General features: G+C 67.0%; 9 protein-coding genes and 3 rRNA genes. All 12 read left to right on the top strand.

Annotated features, from left to right (window positions below; translation table 11 throughout):
• The first annotated feature begins 542 nt into the window (after window positions 1–542).
• Window positions 543–2,062 (top strand): 16S ribosomal RNA (locus EI169_RS11065).
• A 357-nt stretch (window positions 2,063–2,419) separates the two neighbouring features.
• Window positions 2,420–5,526, top strand: a 23S ribosomal RNA gene (locus EI169_RS11060).
• A 100-nt stretch (window positions 5,527–5,626) separates the two neighbouring features.
• A 5S ribosomal RNA gene (gene rrf / locus EI169_RS11055) occupies window positions 5,627–5,743 on the top strand.
• The 16S, 23S and 5S rRNA genes sit together here, the layout of an rRNA operon.
• A gap of 490 nt (window positions 5,744–6,233) precedes the next feature.
• The gene (locus EI169_RS11050) at window positions 6,234–6,866 is read left to right on the top strand and encodes a hypothetical protein (RefSeq protein WP_240640417.1); all 633 of its coding nucleotides are present in this window, start codon (window positions 6,234–6,236) and stop codon (window positions 6,864–6,866) included.
• A complete protein-coding gene (locus EI169_RS11045) occupies window positions 6,860–7,897 on the top strand; it encodes an HAD-IIA family hydrolase (RefSeq protein ID WP_125132373.1) in 1,038 nt (345 codons plus the stop codon). Before EI169_RS11050 ends, EI169_RS11045 begins: the two co-directional genes overlap by 7 nt.
• Before the next feature lie 17 nt (window positions 7,898–7,914).
• Window positions 7,915–8,076, top strand: a complete 162-nt coding sequence (locus tag EI169_RS16605; protein WP_164515488.1) for a hypothetical protein — start codon at window positions 7,915–7,917, stop codon at window positions 8,074–8,076.
• The gene (locus EI169_RS11040) at window positions 8,073–8,870 is read left to right on the top strand and encodes a TlyA family RNA methyltransferase (RefSeq protein WP_125132372.1); all 798 of its coding nucleotides are present in this window, start codon (window positions 8,073–8,075) and stop codon (window positions 8,868–8,870) included. The genes EI169_RS16605 and EI169_RS11040 overlap by 4 nt, the downstream gene beginning before the upstream one ends.
• Entirely contained in the window at window positions 8,870–9,790 is a 921-nt protein-coding gene (locus EI169_RS11035) for an NAD kinase (protein WP_125132371.1), read from the top strand. Before EI169_RS11040 ends, EI169_RS11035 begins: the two co-directional genes overlap by 1 nt.
• Window positions 9,787–11,502 (top strand): DNA repair protein RecN, encoded by a 1,716-nt coding sequence (recN, locus tag EI169_RS11030; RefSeq protein ID WP_125132370.1) that lies wholly within the window; start codon window positions 9,787–9,789, stop codon window positions 11,500–11,502. The genes EI169_RS11035 and recN overlap by 4 nt, the downstream gene beginning before the upstream one ends.
• Window positions 11,503–11,511: 9 nt before the next feature.
• Window positions 11,512–13,218, top strand: a complete 1,707-nt coding sequence (locus tag EI169_RS11025; RefSeq protein ID WP_125132369.1) for a CTP synthase — start codon at window positions 11,512–11,514, stop codon at window positions 13,216–13,218.
• A 1-nt stretch (window position 13,219) separates the two neighbouring features.
• Window positions 13,220–13,804 (top strand): NUDIX hydrolase, encoded by a 585-nt coding sequence (locus tag EI169_RS11020; RefSeq protein ID WP_125132368.1) that lies wholly within the window; start codon window positions 13,220–13,222, stop codon window positions 13,802–13,804.
• A gap of 1 nt (window position 13,805) precedes the next feature.
• Window positions 13,806–14,729, top strand: a complete 924-nt coding sequence (gene xerD, locus EI169_RS11015; protein ID WP_125132367.1) for a site-specific tyrosine recombinase XerD — start codon at window positions 13,806–13,808, stop codon at window positions 14,727–14,729.
• Window positions 14,730–14,739 lie beyond the last annotated feature (10 nt).

Genomic DNA, 14,739 nt, shown 5'->3' with positions numbered 1-14,739 from the left:
ATCCGCGGAATCACGCGGATCCGGGGTCGCGACACGCCCGGGATGCGCCGTGATTTGCCGAGTCCGCAGAACCCACGTAACTTATTACTTGTTCGCCCCACAGGGGAGAGCGGAGAGGCCGGAAGGCCCCGCTTCCTCTCAAGCGGAGAACCACCCCCAAGCCCACACCACCTTGAGTGTGAACGACCTCCGGGTCTAGCATGGGGTTCCGGCTGCTCAGCCACGTCATCGACACCTCGGGTTCCGATCTGGAACGAACGACACGCCGATTTGACAAGCCGAGCGGCACGGATAAGATAGAGAAGTTGCCCTGCGGGCGAGGCTGAAAGGCTGAGCAGCAGGAGCATCCGATCCTTGAGAACTCAACAGCGTGCACTTGTCAAATGCCAAATAACCTCGTCGGTCGAGCAATCGACCGGTAGAGATTCCTTTGGATCAAAGACCGACCTTCGGGTCGGCAACGGATAGTCAGCAATGACATCCCTTTGGTCAGATCAAACTCGCTGCACCGGCCCTATTCCGGTTCGGTCCAGCAAAATTTCTTTACGGAGAGTTTGATCCTGGCTCAGGATGAACGCTGGCGGCGTGCTTAACACATGCAAGTCGAACGGTGAAGGAGAGCTTGCTCTCCGGATCAGTGGCGAACGGGTGAGTAACACGTGAGCAACCTGCCCCGGACTCTGGGATAACAGCTGGAAACAGCTGCTAATACCGGATACGAGCTGCGAAGGCATCTTCAGCAGCTGGAAAGAATTTCGGTCCGGGATGGGCTCGCGGCCTATCAGCTTGTTGGTGAGGTAACGGCTCACCAAGGCGTCGACGGGTAGCCGGCCTGAGAGGGTGACCGGCCACACTGGGACTGAGACACGGCCCAGACTCCTACGGGAGGCAGCAGTGGGGAATATTGCACAATGGGCGAAAGCCTGATGCAGCAACGCCGCGTGAGGGACGACGGCCTTCGGGTTGTAAACCTCTTTTAGCAGGGAAGAAGCGAAAGTGACGGTACCTGCAGAAAAAGCGCCGGCTAACTACGTGCCAGCAGCCGCGGTAATACGTAGGGCGCAAGCGTTATCCGGAATTATTGGGCGTAAAGAGCTCGTAGGCGGTCTGTCGCGTCTGCTGTGAAAACCCGAGGCTCAACCTCGGGCCTGCAGTGGGTACGGGCAGACTAGAGTGCGGTAGGGGAGATTGGAACTCCTGGTGTAGCGGTGGAATGCGCAGATATCAGGAAGAACACCGATGGCGAAGGCAGATCTCTGGGCCGTAACTGACGCTGAGGAGCGAAAGGGTGGGGAGCAAACAGGCTTAGATACCCTGGTAGTCCACCCCGTAAACGTTGGGAACTAGTTGTGGGGTCCATTCCACGGATTCCGTGACGCAGCTAACGCATTAAGTTCCCCGCCTGGGGAGTACGGCCGCAAGGCTAAAACTCAAAGGAATTGACGGGGACCCGCACAAGCGGCGGAGCATGCGGATTAATTCGATGCAACGCGAAGAACCTTACCAAGGCTTGACATATAGAGGAAACGGCTGGAAACAGTCGCCCCGCAAGGTCTCTATACAGGTGGTGCATGGTTGTCGTCAGCTCGTGTCGTGAGATGTTGGGTTAAGTCCCGCAACGAGCGCAACCCTCGTTCTATGTTGCCAGCACGTAATGGTGGGAACTCATGGGATACTGCCGGGGTCAACTCGGAGGAAGGTGGGGATGACGTCAAATCATCATGCCCCTTATGTCTTGGGCTTCACGCATGCTACAATGGCCGGTACAAAGGGCTGCAATACCGTAAGGTGGAGCGAATCCCAAAAAGCCGGTCCCAGTTCGGATTGAGGTCTGCAACTCGACCTCATGAAGTCGGAGTCGCTAGTAATCGCAGATCAGCAACGCTGCGGTGAATACGTTCCCGGGTCTTGTACACACCGCCCGTCAAGTCATGAAAGTCGGTAACACCTGAAGCCGGTGGCCCAACCCTTGTGGAGGGAGCCGTCGAAGGTGGGATCGGTAATTAGGACTAAGTCGTAACAAGGTAGCCGTACCGGAAGGTGCGGCTGGATCACCTCCTTTCTAAGGAGCATCTGGATGCCTCGGCATCCCAGAGCCCGCTTCGAGCGAACGTCTCGAAGGGGTCAGCTCATGGGTGGAACATTTGACGAGGTGCCGATCGGGTATCCCGATCCCCAGTACGTCGCTTGCGACAGGAACGGGGTCTGGTGACCGGCCGGCACATGCACGCTGTTGGGTCCTGAGGGACCGGATGCGCGAAAGCGCAACCAACCTCAGGGCCCTTCTTCGATGCCGCCGAGCGGCATGCGGGAAGGGTACCGCCCGTACTTTGAGAACTACACAGTGGACGCGAGCATCTTAGAGACGATGCGCGAGCATCGTTTCACAAACGAATGATCGATAGATCAGCTCATGTGATTTCAAGTCTTTAAGAGCAAACGGTGGATGCCTTGGCATCTGGAGCCGAAGAAGGACGTAGCAATCTGCGATAAGCCTCGGGGAGTGGATAAGCACACCTTGATCCGAGGATTTCCGAATGGGGAAACCCCGCTGGGCGGCGTGCCGACCCAGTGACTCCCGCCTGAATATATAGGGCGGGTAGAGGGAACGTGGGGAAGTGAAACATCTCAGTACCCACAGGAAGAGAAAGCAACCGCGATTCCGTTAGTAGTGGCGAGCGAAACCGGAACAGGCTAAACCGAGTACGTGTGATATCCGGCAGGAGTTGCGTATTCGGGGTTGTGGGACTCTTCTGGCTGTTCTGCCGAGCAGCCGGCGTTACAAGAAGGTATAGACGAACGGCATTGAAAGGCCGGTCATAGAGGGTGCCAACCCCGTAGTCGAAATGCCTCCCTTGGCGCGAAGAGTATCCCAAGTAGCACGGGGCCCGAGAAATCCCGTGTGAATCTGTCAGGACCACCTGATAAGCCTAAATACTCCCAGATGACCGATAGCGGACAAGTACCGTGAGGGAAAGGTGAAAAGTACCCCGGGAGGGGAGTGAAATAGTACCTGAAACCGTTTGCTTACAAACCGTTGGAGCAGCCTTAGCAGCTGTGACAGCGTGCCTTTTGAAGAATGAGCCTGCGAGTTAGCGATACGTGGCGAGGTTAACCCGAGTGGGGGAGCCGTAGCGAAAGCGAGTCTGAATAGGGCGATTCAGTCGCGTGTCCTAGACCCGAAGCGAAGTGATCTATCCATGGCCAGGCTGAAGCGACGGTAAGACGTCGTGGAGGGCCGAACCCACTTAGGTTGAAAACTGAGGGGATGAGCTGTGGATAGGGGTGAAAGGCCAATCAAACTTCGTGATAGCTGGTTCTCTCCGAAATGCATTTAGGTGCAGCGTTGCGTGTTTCTTGCCGGAGGTAGAGCTACTGGATGGCCGATGGGCCCCAAAAGGTTACTGACGTCAGCCAAACTCCGAATGCCGGTAAGTGAGAGCGCAGCAGTGAGACTGTGGGGGATAAGCTTCATAGTCGAGAGGGAAACAACCCAGACCACCAACTAAGGTCCCAAAGCGCGTGCTAAGTGGGAAAGGATGTGGAGTTGCTCTGACAACCAGGAGGTTGGCTTAGAAGCAGCCACCCTTGAAAGAGTGCGTAATAGCTCACTGGTCAAGTGATTCCGCGCCGACAATGTAACGGGGCTCAAGCACGCCACCGAAGTTGTGGCATTGACATTATTGGTAGGCCTTCGTGGTCCAGCCGTGTTGATGGGTAGGAGAGCGTCGTGTCGCGAGTGAAGCGGCGGGGTAACCCAGCCGTGGACGCGACACGAGTGAGAATGCAGGCATGAGTAGCGAAAGACGTGTGAGAAACACGTCCTCCGAAAGACCAAGGGTTCCAGGGTCAAGCTAATCTTCCCTGGGTAAGTCGGGACCTAAGGCGAGGCCGACAGGCGTAGTCGATGGACAACGGGTTGATATTCCCGTACCGGCGAAGAACCGCCCAAGCTAATCCAGTGGTGCTAAGAGTCCTAGCTCGGAATGTTCGGATCCCTTCGGGGTGATGACGTCCGTGTGAACGCTCGACCCCATGCTGGTGCGGCTAGCGTATTAACAGGTGTGACGCAGGAAGGTAGCCCAAGCCAGGCGATGGTTGTCCTGGTGCAAGTGCGTAGGCCGAGTGATAGGCAAATCCGTCACTCATACAGGCTGAGACACGATGCGGATGAAAAGTGGGTGATCCTATGCTGCCAAGAAAAGCATCGACGCGAGGTTCTAGCCGCCCGTACCCCAAACCGACTCAGGTGGTCAGGTAGAGAATACCAAGGAGATCGAGAGAATCGTGGTTAAGGAACTCGGCAAAATGCCCCCGTAACTTCGGGAGAAGGGGGGCCTTCGACGTACTAGGACTTGCTCCGAAAGCGTTTGGAGGCCGCAGAGACTAGTGGGTAGCGACTGTTTACTAAAAACACAGGTCCGTGCCAAGTCGCAAGACGATGTATACGGACTGACGCCTGCCCGGTGCTGGAAGGTTAAGAGGACCGGTTAGCCGCAAGGCGAAGCTGAGAATTTAAGCCCCAGTAAACGGCGGTGGTAACTATAACCATCCTAAGGTAGCGAAATTCCTTGTCGGGTAAGTTCCGACCTGCACGAATGGCGTAACGACTTCCCAACTGTCTCAACCGCGAACTCGGCGAAATTGCACTACGAGTAAAGATGCTCGTTACGCGCAGCAGGACGGAAAGACCCCGTGACCTTTACTACAGCTTGGTATTGGTGTTCGGTGTGGCTTGTGTAGGATAGGTGGGAGACTTTGAAGCATGGACGCCAGTTCATGTGGAGTCATTGTTGAAATACCACTCTGGTCACTCTGGATGTCTAACTTAGAACCGTAATCCGGTTCAGGGACAGTGCCTGGTGGGTAGTTTAACTGGGGCGGTTGCCTCCCAAAAAGTAACGGAGGCGCCCAAAGGTTCCCTCAACCTGGTTGGCAATCAGGTGGCGAGTGTAAGTGCACAAGGGAGCTTGACTGTGAGACTGACAGGTCGAGCAGGGACGAAAGTCGGGACTAGTGATCCGGCAGTGGCTTGTGGAAGCGCTGTCGCTCAACGGATAAAAGGTACCTCGGGGATAACAGGCTGATCTTGCCCAAGAGTCCATATCGACGGCATGGTTTGGCACCTCGATGTCGGCTCGTCGCATCCTGGGGCTGGAGTAGGTCCCAAGGGTTGGGCTGTTCGCCCATTAAAGCGGTACGCGAGCTGGGTTTAGAACGTCGTGAGACAGTTCGGTCCCTATCCGCTGCGCGCGTAGGAAGTTTGAGAGGATCTGACCCTAGTACGAGAGGACCGGGTTGGACGAACCTCTGGTGTGTCAGTTGTTCCGCCAGGAGCACCGCTGATTAGCTACGTTCGGGATGGATAACCGCTGAAAGCATCTAAGCGGGAAGCCGGCCTCAAGATGAGACTTCCATGCCTTCGGGCGAGAGGCTCCCAGCTAGACTACTGGGTTGATAGGCCAGATGTGGAAGTGCAGTAATGCATGCAGCTGACTGGTACTAATAAGCCGATGACTTGATAACACCCCGTTTGTGGTGTTCGCGTCCACTGAGTGGTTCTCGATGTACGGTCGGGAACCGCATGACAATGACTTTGTTGTGCAGACTGAAACATCAATAGTGTTTCGGCGGCCATAGCGAGAGGGAAACGCCCGGTTACATTCCGAACCCGGAAGCTAAGCCTCTCAGCGCCGATGGTACTGCAGGGGGGACCCTGTGGGAGAGTAGGACACCGCCGGACTTCTTTCGAGAAATGGCCACCCAGTGCTGGGTGGCCATTTCGCGTTTACGGCCCTTTCCGGCCGAGGAAGGATCCCCACGTGGCAGCTCATGAGGGCGACCGCGCCCGCGACGACGAAGGACGCCCGCCGCGGCGCCCGCGCCCGGCCGGCGAGCGACGAGAGGGATCTCGCCCCCGGCGCGACGGCGATCGTCCGCGTCCTGCGGGTGAGCGTGCGCGCCGCGAGGGGGACCGTCCGCGCCGCGACGGCGATCGTCCGCGTCCTGCCGGTGACCGTCCACGTCGCGACGGGGACCGTCCGTGGCGCGACGGGCCGCGTCCCGCACGCGACGGCTCACGCCCCCCGCGGGCGTCGCGTCCACCGCAGGATTCCGACGCACGTCGGGAGCGGATCGCCGAACCGGCGCTGCCGGAAGACGTCACCGCGCGGGATCTGGCCTCCGCCGCGCGCAACGAGCTGAAGACGCTCAGCAAGGAGAACGCGGACGTCGTGGCGCGCCACCTCGCGATGGCCGCACGCGTCATCGACCAGGATCCGGCCCTCGCGCACGAGCACGCCCTGGCGGCGTCGCGGCGGGCCGGACGCATCGCTGTCGTGCGCGAGACCACGGCGATCACCGCCTACGCGATCGGGGACTTCGCGCTCGCCCTGCGCGAGCTGCGGACCTATCGACGTATCTCGGGCCGCGATGACCAGCTGCCGCTCATGGTCGACAGCGAGCGCGGCGTGGGGCGGCCCGACCGGGCGCTCGAGCTCGGTCGCTCTGTCGACCGCGAGACACTGCCGGCGGCGGTGCGTGTCGAGCTCGCGATCGCGATGTCCGGCGCGCGGCTCGACCTCGGCGACGCCGAGCGCGCGCTGCTCGAACTCGACATCCCCGAGCTCGATCCCGATCGCGCGTTCGAGTGGAGCCCGGGGCTCTTCGCCGCACGGGCCGCAGTGCTCGAGGAGCTGGGGCGCCAGGACGAGGCGGCGCAGTGGTATCGACGTGCCGACGTCGCCGCCGAGGCCCTCGACGCCGCATCCGGGGTCGCCGAGGGCGAGGCGCTCGTCGTCGACGACCTGGACGGTGACGACGAGCACGACTCGGCTCCCGACGCATCGGCGCCGGAGCGATCGTGATCCTGCGTCGCGGACGCACGCCCGCGCCTCTCGAGGGCGTCGACGTCGTCCTCGCGGACCTCGACGGTGTCGTCTACGCCGGCCCCGGCGCGATTCCGCACGCGGTGGAGTCGCTGTCGCGGGCGGCGTCGGAGGGGCGGACGCTCGGCTTCATCACCAACAATGCGTCGCGCACTGACGCGTCCGTGGCCGCCCACCTCGTGGAGCTCGGCCTGACGGTGCGCCCCGAGCAGGTCGTCACCAGTCCGCAGGCCGCGGTGCGCCTGCTGCGCGAGCGGATCGCCCCGCCGGCGGTGGTGCTCGTCGTGGGCGGGGAAGGGCTTGTTGTGGAGCTCGAGCGCGCGGGCTACACCGTGACGCGCAGCGCCGAGGACGCGCCGGCCGCGGTCGTGCAGGGATTCGCCCCCGATGTCGGCTGGTCGCAGCTGGCCGAAGCCGCCTATGCGCTGCAGACGCCCGAGGACGAGGGCGGCATCCCGTGGATCGCCACGAACACCGACTGGACGATCCCGCAGGCGCGCGGCATCGCGCCGGGCAACGGCACGCTCGTCTCGGCCGTGCACACCGCGGTGGGTCGCCTCGCGACCGTCGCGGGAAAGCCCGAGACGCCGATCTTCGCCGAGGCCGTCGCGCGCTTCGGAGCACGGTCGCCGCTGTTCATCGGCGACCGGCTCGACACCGACATCCAGGGCGCTTCGCGGGCGGGGCTGCGCTCCGCGCTCGTGCTGACGGGCATCGACCGCCCCAAGCACGTCCTCGCGGCCGGTCCCGACGCGCGTCCCGACTTCCTGCTGTCCGACCTCCGGGAGCTGTCCGAGCCGTACCCGGCGACGGTCGTGTCGGGCACGCGCACGACCGTGGGGCGCTCCACCGTCGAGATCGACGGTCCCGATCTGCGTGTCGTGTCGCCCGGTGATCGGCCGATCGACCTGCTGCGCGCGGCCGCGGCCGCCGTCTGGTCGTCCGGACGGGCGATCTTCGGCTTCCGCGTCGACGAGCGCCTGTACGCCGACCCGTTCCGGCGCGTGTAGGTCGTTACGATAGCCGCATGTCCGACGCCGACGAGACCGCCGACCGCGAGCTCATCAGCCGGCTCCGTGTGATCGAGGAGCAGCCGCTCGCCGAGCGGGCCGCCGCGTACGCGGCGCTGCACGACGAGCTCGCGCGCCGCCTCGAATCCGGACCCGCGGACAGCGGATCCCGCGGATGACCTCGCGCCTCGACGCCGCGGTCGCCGCGCGAGGCCTCGCCCGATCGCGCACGCACGCGGCGCAGCTGATCGCCGACGGACGCGTGCGTGTCGACGGCCGACCGGTCGTCAAGCCCTCGGCGCCCGTGGCCGAGGACGTGCGCATCGAGGTCGACCTCGACGACGCGTACGTCAGCCGCGCCGCCCGCAAGCTCGTCGCCGGTCTCGACGCCTTCGGCATCCCGGTGGCCGGCAGGCTCGCACTCGATCTCGGCGCCTCGACGGGCGGCTTCACGCAGGTGCTGCGCGAGCGCGGCGCGGCGCCCGTGCTCGCGGTGGACGTCGGCCACGGACAGCTGTCGCCGCTGGTCGCAGCGGACCCGGACGTGATCTCGGTCGAGGGCTTCAACGTGCGCTACATGGACCGTGCGGCCCTCGCCGCCGCCACCGGCGTGGGGGAGCAGCCCGACGTCGTGACCGGCGACCTGTCGTTCATCTCCCTCACCCACGTGCTGCCCGCCGTCGCGGAGGTCGCCGCGCCCGGCGCCGACATCGTGCTGCTCGTGAAGCCGCAGTTCGAGGTCGGCCGCACGGCGGTGCGCGGCGGCCTCGTCACCGACCCGACGCTGCGCGCCGACGCCCTCGAGCGCGTGCTGTGGTCGGCGTGGGACGTCGGCCTGCGCACGGCGGGGATCGTCGCGTCGCCGCTGCCGGGCACCCACGGCAACCGCGAGTTCGTCGTCCACCTGTCCGCCACCGCCGGAGGCGATCCGTCAGAATGGACGGAGACCGTGAACGGAGTGGCCGCACCCTGATGAGCTCGAGCGAACGCAACATCCTGCTGGTCGTGCACGCGCGCCGCGAGGACACCGTCGAGGCGGCGAGCCGAGTGATCTCCGAGCTGCGCGCCGCGGGTGCCCGGGCCGTGCTGTCGGTCGACGACTACGACGAGCTCGCGGGCGTCCTCGAGCTGGGCGACGTCGGCCGCCTCGGTGTCGACACCGCGCTCGACGAGGTCGAGCTCGCGATCGTGCTCGGCGGCGACGGCACGATCCTCCGCGCGGCGGAGCTCGTGCGCGGCGCGTCGGCACCGATCCTCGGCATCAACATGGGCCACGTCGGCTTCCTCGCCGAGATCGAGCGCGACGACATGGACGACGCGGTGCGCCGCGTCATCGCGCGCGACTACCGCGTCGAGGAGCGGCTCGCGCTCTCGGTGCGGGTGAAGGATGCGACGAACGATGTCGTCTACGAGACGTGGGCCCTCAACGAGGCGACCGTCGAGAAGGCCAGCCGTGAGCGCATGCTCGAGGTGGTCATGGAGGTCGACGGACGACCGCTGTCGTCGTTCGGCTGCGACGGGGTCGTGATCGCGACGCCGACGGGCTCGACCGCGTACAACTTCTCCGCGGGCGGCCCCGTCATCTGGCCGAGCGTCGAGGCGATCGCTGTGGTGCCGCTCTCGGCGCACGCCCTGTTCGCCCGCCCTCTCGTCGTCGATCCCGACGCCGCCGTCGCGATCGAGGTGCTCGAGCGCACGAGCGGCGGCGGCGTGCTGTGGTGCGACGGCCGTCGCTCGCACGACCTGCCGCCCGGTGCGCGCGTGGTCGCGCGGCGCTCGAGCCGTCCCGTGCGCCTGGCCCGGCTGCATCCGGCCGCCTTCACCGATCGGCTCGTGCGGAAGTTCCGGCTGCCGGTCGAGGGGTGGCGCGGACCCGACGGGGCCGTGCCGTGATCGAGGAGATGCGACTGCGGGATCTCGGGGTCATCGCCGAGGCGACGCTGCCGATCGGCGCGGGCTTCACGGCGGTCACCGGCGAGACCGGCGCGGGCAAGACGATGGTCGTGACGGGCCTCGGCCTCCTCCTCGGACAGCGCGCCGACTCGGGCGCCGTGCGCGCGGGGGCGGATGCCGCGTCGGTCGAGGGCGTGTGGATCGTGCCCGAGGACGGACCGGTGGTCGCGCGTGTGCGCGAGGCGGGCGGCGACGTCGAGGCGATCGGCGGCGGCCGCGCCGAGCTGTACCTCGGCCGGACGGTGTCGAGCGAGGGCCGCGGCCGGGCGACCGTCGGCGGCCGCACGGCGCCCGCGGGCGTGCTCGCCGACCTCGCCGACCACCTCGTCGTCGTGCACGGCCAGTCCGATCAGCTTCGGCTGCGCTCGGGCGCCGCGCAGCGCGACGCGGTCGACCGCTTCGGCGGGGCCGCGGTCGCCACGGCCCGCACCGCGTACCGTGCGGCGTGGGACCGCTGGCGCGCGCTCGACGACGAGCTCAGGACCCTCGAGGCCGATCGCGACCAGCGCGCGCGCGAGGCGGACGACCTCCGCGCGCGCATCGCCGAGATCGAGGCCGCCGCGCCCGTCGCGGGGGAGGACGCCGAGCTCGACGCGCGCGCGGAGCGGCTCGCCCACGCGGAGGAGCTGCGCGCCGCCGCGTCCACCGCACACGAGGCACTCTCGAGCGAGGCCGGCGCGCCCGACGTGTCTGGACTGCTCGCCGACGCGCGCCGCCCCCTCGAGCGGGTGAGCGGCAGCGACGCCACCCTCGGACGGCTGGCTGACGAGATCGCCGACCTCGGCTACCGCGCGGCCGACCTCGCCGGCGCGCTGTCGGGCTACCTCGCGGACCTCGACGAGACGGGCCCGCACGAGCTGGCCGCCGTCGAGGAGCGCCGCGCCGTGCTGGCCGCGCTCGTGCGCGTCCACGGCAGCGTGGACGCCGCACTGGACCTCCTCGAGACCGGGTCGGCGCGCCTGGCCGAGCTCGACGACGACGGCGACCGGATCGAGCGCCTCACGCACGAGCGGGCCGATGCGGCGGCGGAGCTCGACGCGGCGGCCGACGCGCTCACGGCGGCCCGCACGGTCGCGGCGACGCGCCTGGCGGAGGCCGTCACCGAGGAGCTGCACGCGCTCGCGCTTCCGGACGCGGTGCTCACCGTCGCGGTGAACCCCGCAACGCCCAGCGCCGCGGGACGCGACGATGTCACGATCCTGCTGGCGCCGCATCCGGGCGCCGACCCGCGACCGGTCGCACGCGGCGCATCCGGCGGCGAGCTCAGCCGCGTCATGCTCGCGATCGAGGTCGTGCTCGCCGCCGTCGACCCCGTGCCGACCTTCGTGTTCGACGAGGTCGACGCCGGCATCGGCGGCGCCGCCGCGATCGAGGTGGGCCGGCGCCTCGCGCGCCTGGCCGAATCGTCGCAGGTGATCGCCGTGACGCACCTCGCGCAGGTGGCCGCGTTCGCGGGCAACCACCTGTCGGTCGTCAAGGGCACCGACGGCGCGGTCACGGCCTCGAGCGTGCGGCGGCTGGAGGGCGCCGAGCGCGAGGCGGAGATGGCCCGGCTGCTGTCGGGGATGCCCGACTCGGAGGCCGCCCTCACGCACGCCCGAGAACTGCTCGAGACCGCTCGCCCGGTGACCGACCCCCGACTGTTAGGATAGAAGCCCGTGATGCAGACTTCCTCCGCCGCGGGATCCGAGACCACCGACAAGCCCTCTTTCACCACGAAGCACATCTTCGTCACGGGCGGTGTCGTCTCCTCGCTCGGCAAGGGTCTGACCGCCGCGAGCCTCGGGAACCTCCTCACCGCGCGCGGTCTGCGCGTCGTGATGCAGAAGCTCGACCCGTACCTGAACGTCGACCCCGGGACCATGAACCCGTTCCAGCACGGCGAGGTCTTCGTCACCGACGACGGCGCCGAGACCGACCTCGACATCGGTCACTACGAGCGCTTCCTCGACATCGACCTGTCGCAGGCCGCGAACGTCACGACCGGCCAGATCTACTCGCAGGTCATCGCGCGCGAGCGCCGCGGCGAGTACCTCGGCGACACCGTGCAGGTCATCCCGCACATCACCGACGAGATCAAGCGCCGCATGCGCCTGCAGGCGAGCGAGGACCCGCAGCCCGACGTCATCATCACCGAGATCGGCGGCACCGTCGGCGACATCGAGTCGCAGCCGTTCATCGAGTCGGCGCGGCAGATCCGCCACGAGCTCGGCCGGAAGAACGTGTTCTTCGTGCACGTCTCGCTCGTGCCCTTCATGGGCGCGTCGGGCGAGCAGAAGACCAAGCCCACGCAGCACTCCGTCGCGACGCTGCGCTCGATCGGCATCCAGCCCGACGCGCTCGTGCTGCGCAGCGACCGCCCCGTCACCGACGCGAACAAGCGCAAGATCGCCCTCATGTGCGACGTCGACGAAGACGCGGTCGTCAACGCGATCGACGTGCCGAGCATCTACGACATCCCGACGATGCTGCACGACCAGGGTCTCGACGACTACATCGTGCGCGCGCTGGACATCGACCGTGCCGCCGCGGTGGACTGGACGCGCTGGGACCGCGTCCTGCAGGCGGTGCACAACCCCAAGCACGAGGTCACGATCGGACTCGTCGGGAAGTACATCGACCTCCCCGACGCGTACCTGTCGGTGACGGAGGCCCTCAAGGCCGGCGGCTTCGCCCACGAGACGCACGTGAAGATCACGTGGATCCCCTCGGACCTGTGCGAGACGCCGGAGGGCGCCGCGAAGGCACTCGGCGCGCTCGACGGCATCGTCATCCCCGGCGGCTTCGGCATCCGCGGCATCGAGGGCAAGGTCGGCGCGCTGAAGTTCGCCCGCGAGCAGGGCATCCCGACCCTGGGCATCTGCCTGGGCCTGCAGTGCATCGTCATCGAGTACGCGCGCCACGTCGCCGGCATCGAGGACGCCTCCTCGAGCGAGTTCGACCCCGACACCCCCCACCCCGTCGTCGCCACGATGGCCGAGCAGGTCGACATCCTCGACCGCGGCGACCTCGGCGGCACGATGCGCCTGGGCCTCTACCCGGCCGACCTCGCGCCCGGCTCGATCGCGGCGGAGGTGTACGGCGCATCGCGGGTGTCGGAGCGCCACCGCCACCGCTACGAGGTCAACAACGGCTACCGCGAGCAGATCGGCGACGCGGGCCTGGTGTTCTCGGGTCTCAATCCCGACCTCGGCCTCGTCGAGTACGTCGAGCTGCCGCGCGACGTGCACCCGTACTACATCGCCACCCAGGCGCACCCCGAGCTGCGCTCACGGCCTACGGCGCCGCATCCGCTGTTCCGCGGACTCATCGGCGCGGCGCTCGACCGCCACCGCGCCAGCGAGCTCTTCGACGTCGAGCAGGCCTGACGTGGACGCCGCCGACCTGCGGGACGAGCCGGTGGAGGCCGACGTCGTCGGGAGCGACCTCGTGTACGAGGGGCGCGTGTGGAACGTGCGCTCCGACACCGTGCGCTACGGCGACGGCGAGATGGTGCGTCAGTACGTCGAGCACCCGGGCGCCGCGGCGGTCGTCGCGATCGACGACGACGGCCGGGTCGTGCTCATCCAGCAGTACCGTCACCCGATCCGCAGTCGCGATTGGGAGATCCCCGCGGGCCTGCTCGACGTCGCGGGGGAGGAGCCGGCCCGCGCGGCCGAGCGCGAGCTCGCCGAGGAGGTCGACCTCGTCGCCGAGCGCTGGCAGCACCTCGTCTCGATCCGCACCACCCCCGGCGGCAACGACGAGGTCGTGCACATCTACCTCGCCCGGGGGCTCTCGGATGCACCGCGCGCCTTCGACCGCGAGGACGAGGAGGCCGACATGCGGGTCGTCCGCGTGCCCCTCGCCGACGTGGTCGACGGCATCCTCGCCGGACGCCTGGGGAACGGGATCCTCACCGCCGGCGTGCTCGCGGCCGCCGAGGTGCTCCGCCGCGAATCGGACGGGCGGTGACGTGCGCCTCACGCGCGCCGTCGACGCCTACCTCCGTCACATCGCGCTCGAGCGCGGCCTGTCCGACCACACGGTTGCCGCGTACCGGCGGGATCTGACCGCGTACACGTCGTGGCTCGCCGAGCGCGGCGTCGACGACACGGATGCGGTGACCCCGGCGCTCGTCGCCGACTTCGCTGCCGAGCGCGCCTCCGCCGTGCCGCCGCCGGCGCCGGCGAGCCTGGCCCGCCTGCAGTCGTCGGTGCGGGGGCTGCACCGCCATCTCGCGCGCGAGGGGGTCGCGACCGACGACCCGACCGGGCGGCTGCGTCCGCCGCGCGCGCCCCAGCGCCTGCCCAAGGCGCTGACGGTCGCGCAGGTGGAGCAGCTGCTGGATGCGGCAGGGCCCGCCCCCGAGCGGGCCGAGCCGGGGGATGAGACCGGCATCCGCGACCGGGCGCTCCTCGAGCTGCTCTACGCGACCGGCGCCCGCGTGTCGGAGATCGTGCAGCTCGACGTCGACGACGCGGCCACGGGCGACGTCCTGCGCGTGCGCGGCAAGGGCGCGAAGGAGCGGATGGTGCCGGTGGGCTCATTCGCCCGCGCCGCGGTCGACGCCTACCTCACCCGCGTGCGGCCCGAGCTCGCGCGCCGCGGTCGCGCCACGCCGCGGCTGTTCCTCGGAGTGCGCGGCGCGCCCCTGTCGCGCCAGAGCGCGTGGCTCGTCATCCGGGGCGCGGCCGAGCGCTCCGGGCTCCAGGCGCACGTGTCCCCGCACACGCTGCGCCACTCGTTCGCGACGCACCTGCTGCAGGGCGGCGCCGATGTCCGTGTCGTGCAGGAGCTGCTGGGTCACGCGTCGGTCGCGACGACGCAGATCTACACCCACGTGAGCGTCGAGGCGCTGCGCGACGTGTACGCGACGTCGCATCCGCGCGCCCGCTGAGCGGCGGGCC

Origin of the sequence: Microbacterium sp. 10M-3C3 (assembly GCF_003931875.1) — a bacterium.
In the GTDB taxonomy this organism is placed as follows: Bacteria; Actinomycetota; Actinomycetes; order Actinomycetales; family Microbacteriaceae; genus Microbacterium.
The sequence above is the reverse complement of the archived record's forward strand: the minus strand, read 5'-3'. Positions and strand labels throughout refer to the sequence as shown.

Bases quoted from the DNA above. Each gene is read 5' to 3' on its own strand.
- EI169_RS16605 (WP_164515488.1), top strand. From the start codon at position 7,915: ATGTCCGACGCCGACGAGACCGCCGACCGCGAGCTCATCAGCCGGCTC.
- EI169_RS11040 (WP_125132372.1), top strand. From the start codon at position 8,073: ATGACCTCGCGCCTCGACGCCGCGGTCGCCGCGCGAGGCCTCGCCCGA.
- EI169_RS11035 (WP_125132371.1), top strand. From the start codon at position 8,870: ATGAGCTCGAGCGAACGCAACATCCTGCTGGTCGTGCACGCGCGCCGC.
- EI169_RS11025 (WP_125132369.1), top strand. From the start codon at position 11,512: ATGCAGACTTCCTCCGCCGCGGGATCCGAGACCACCGACAAGCCCTCT.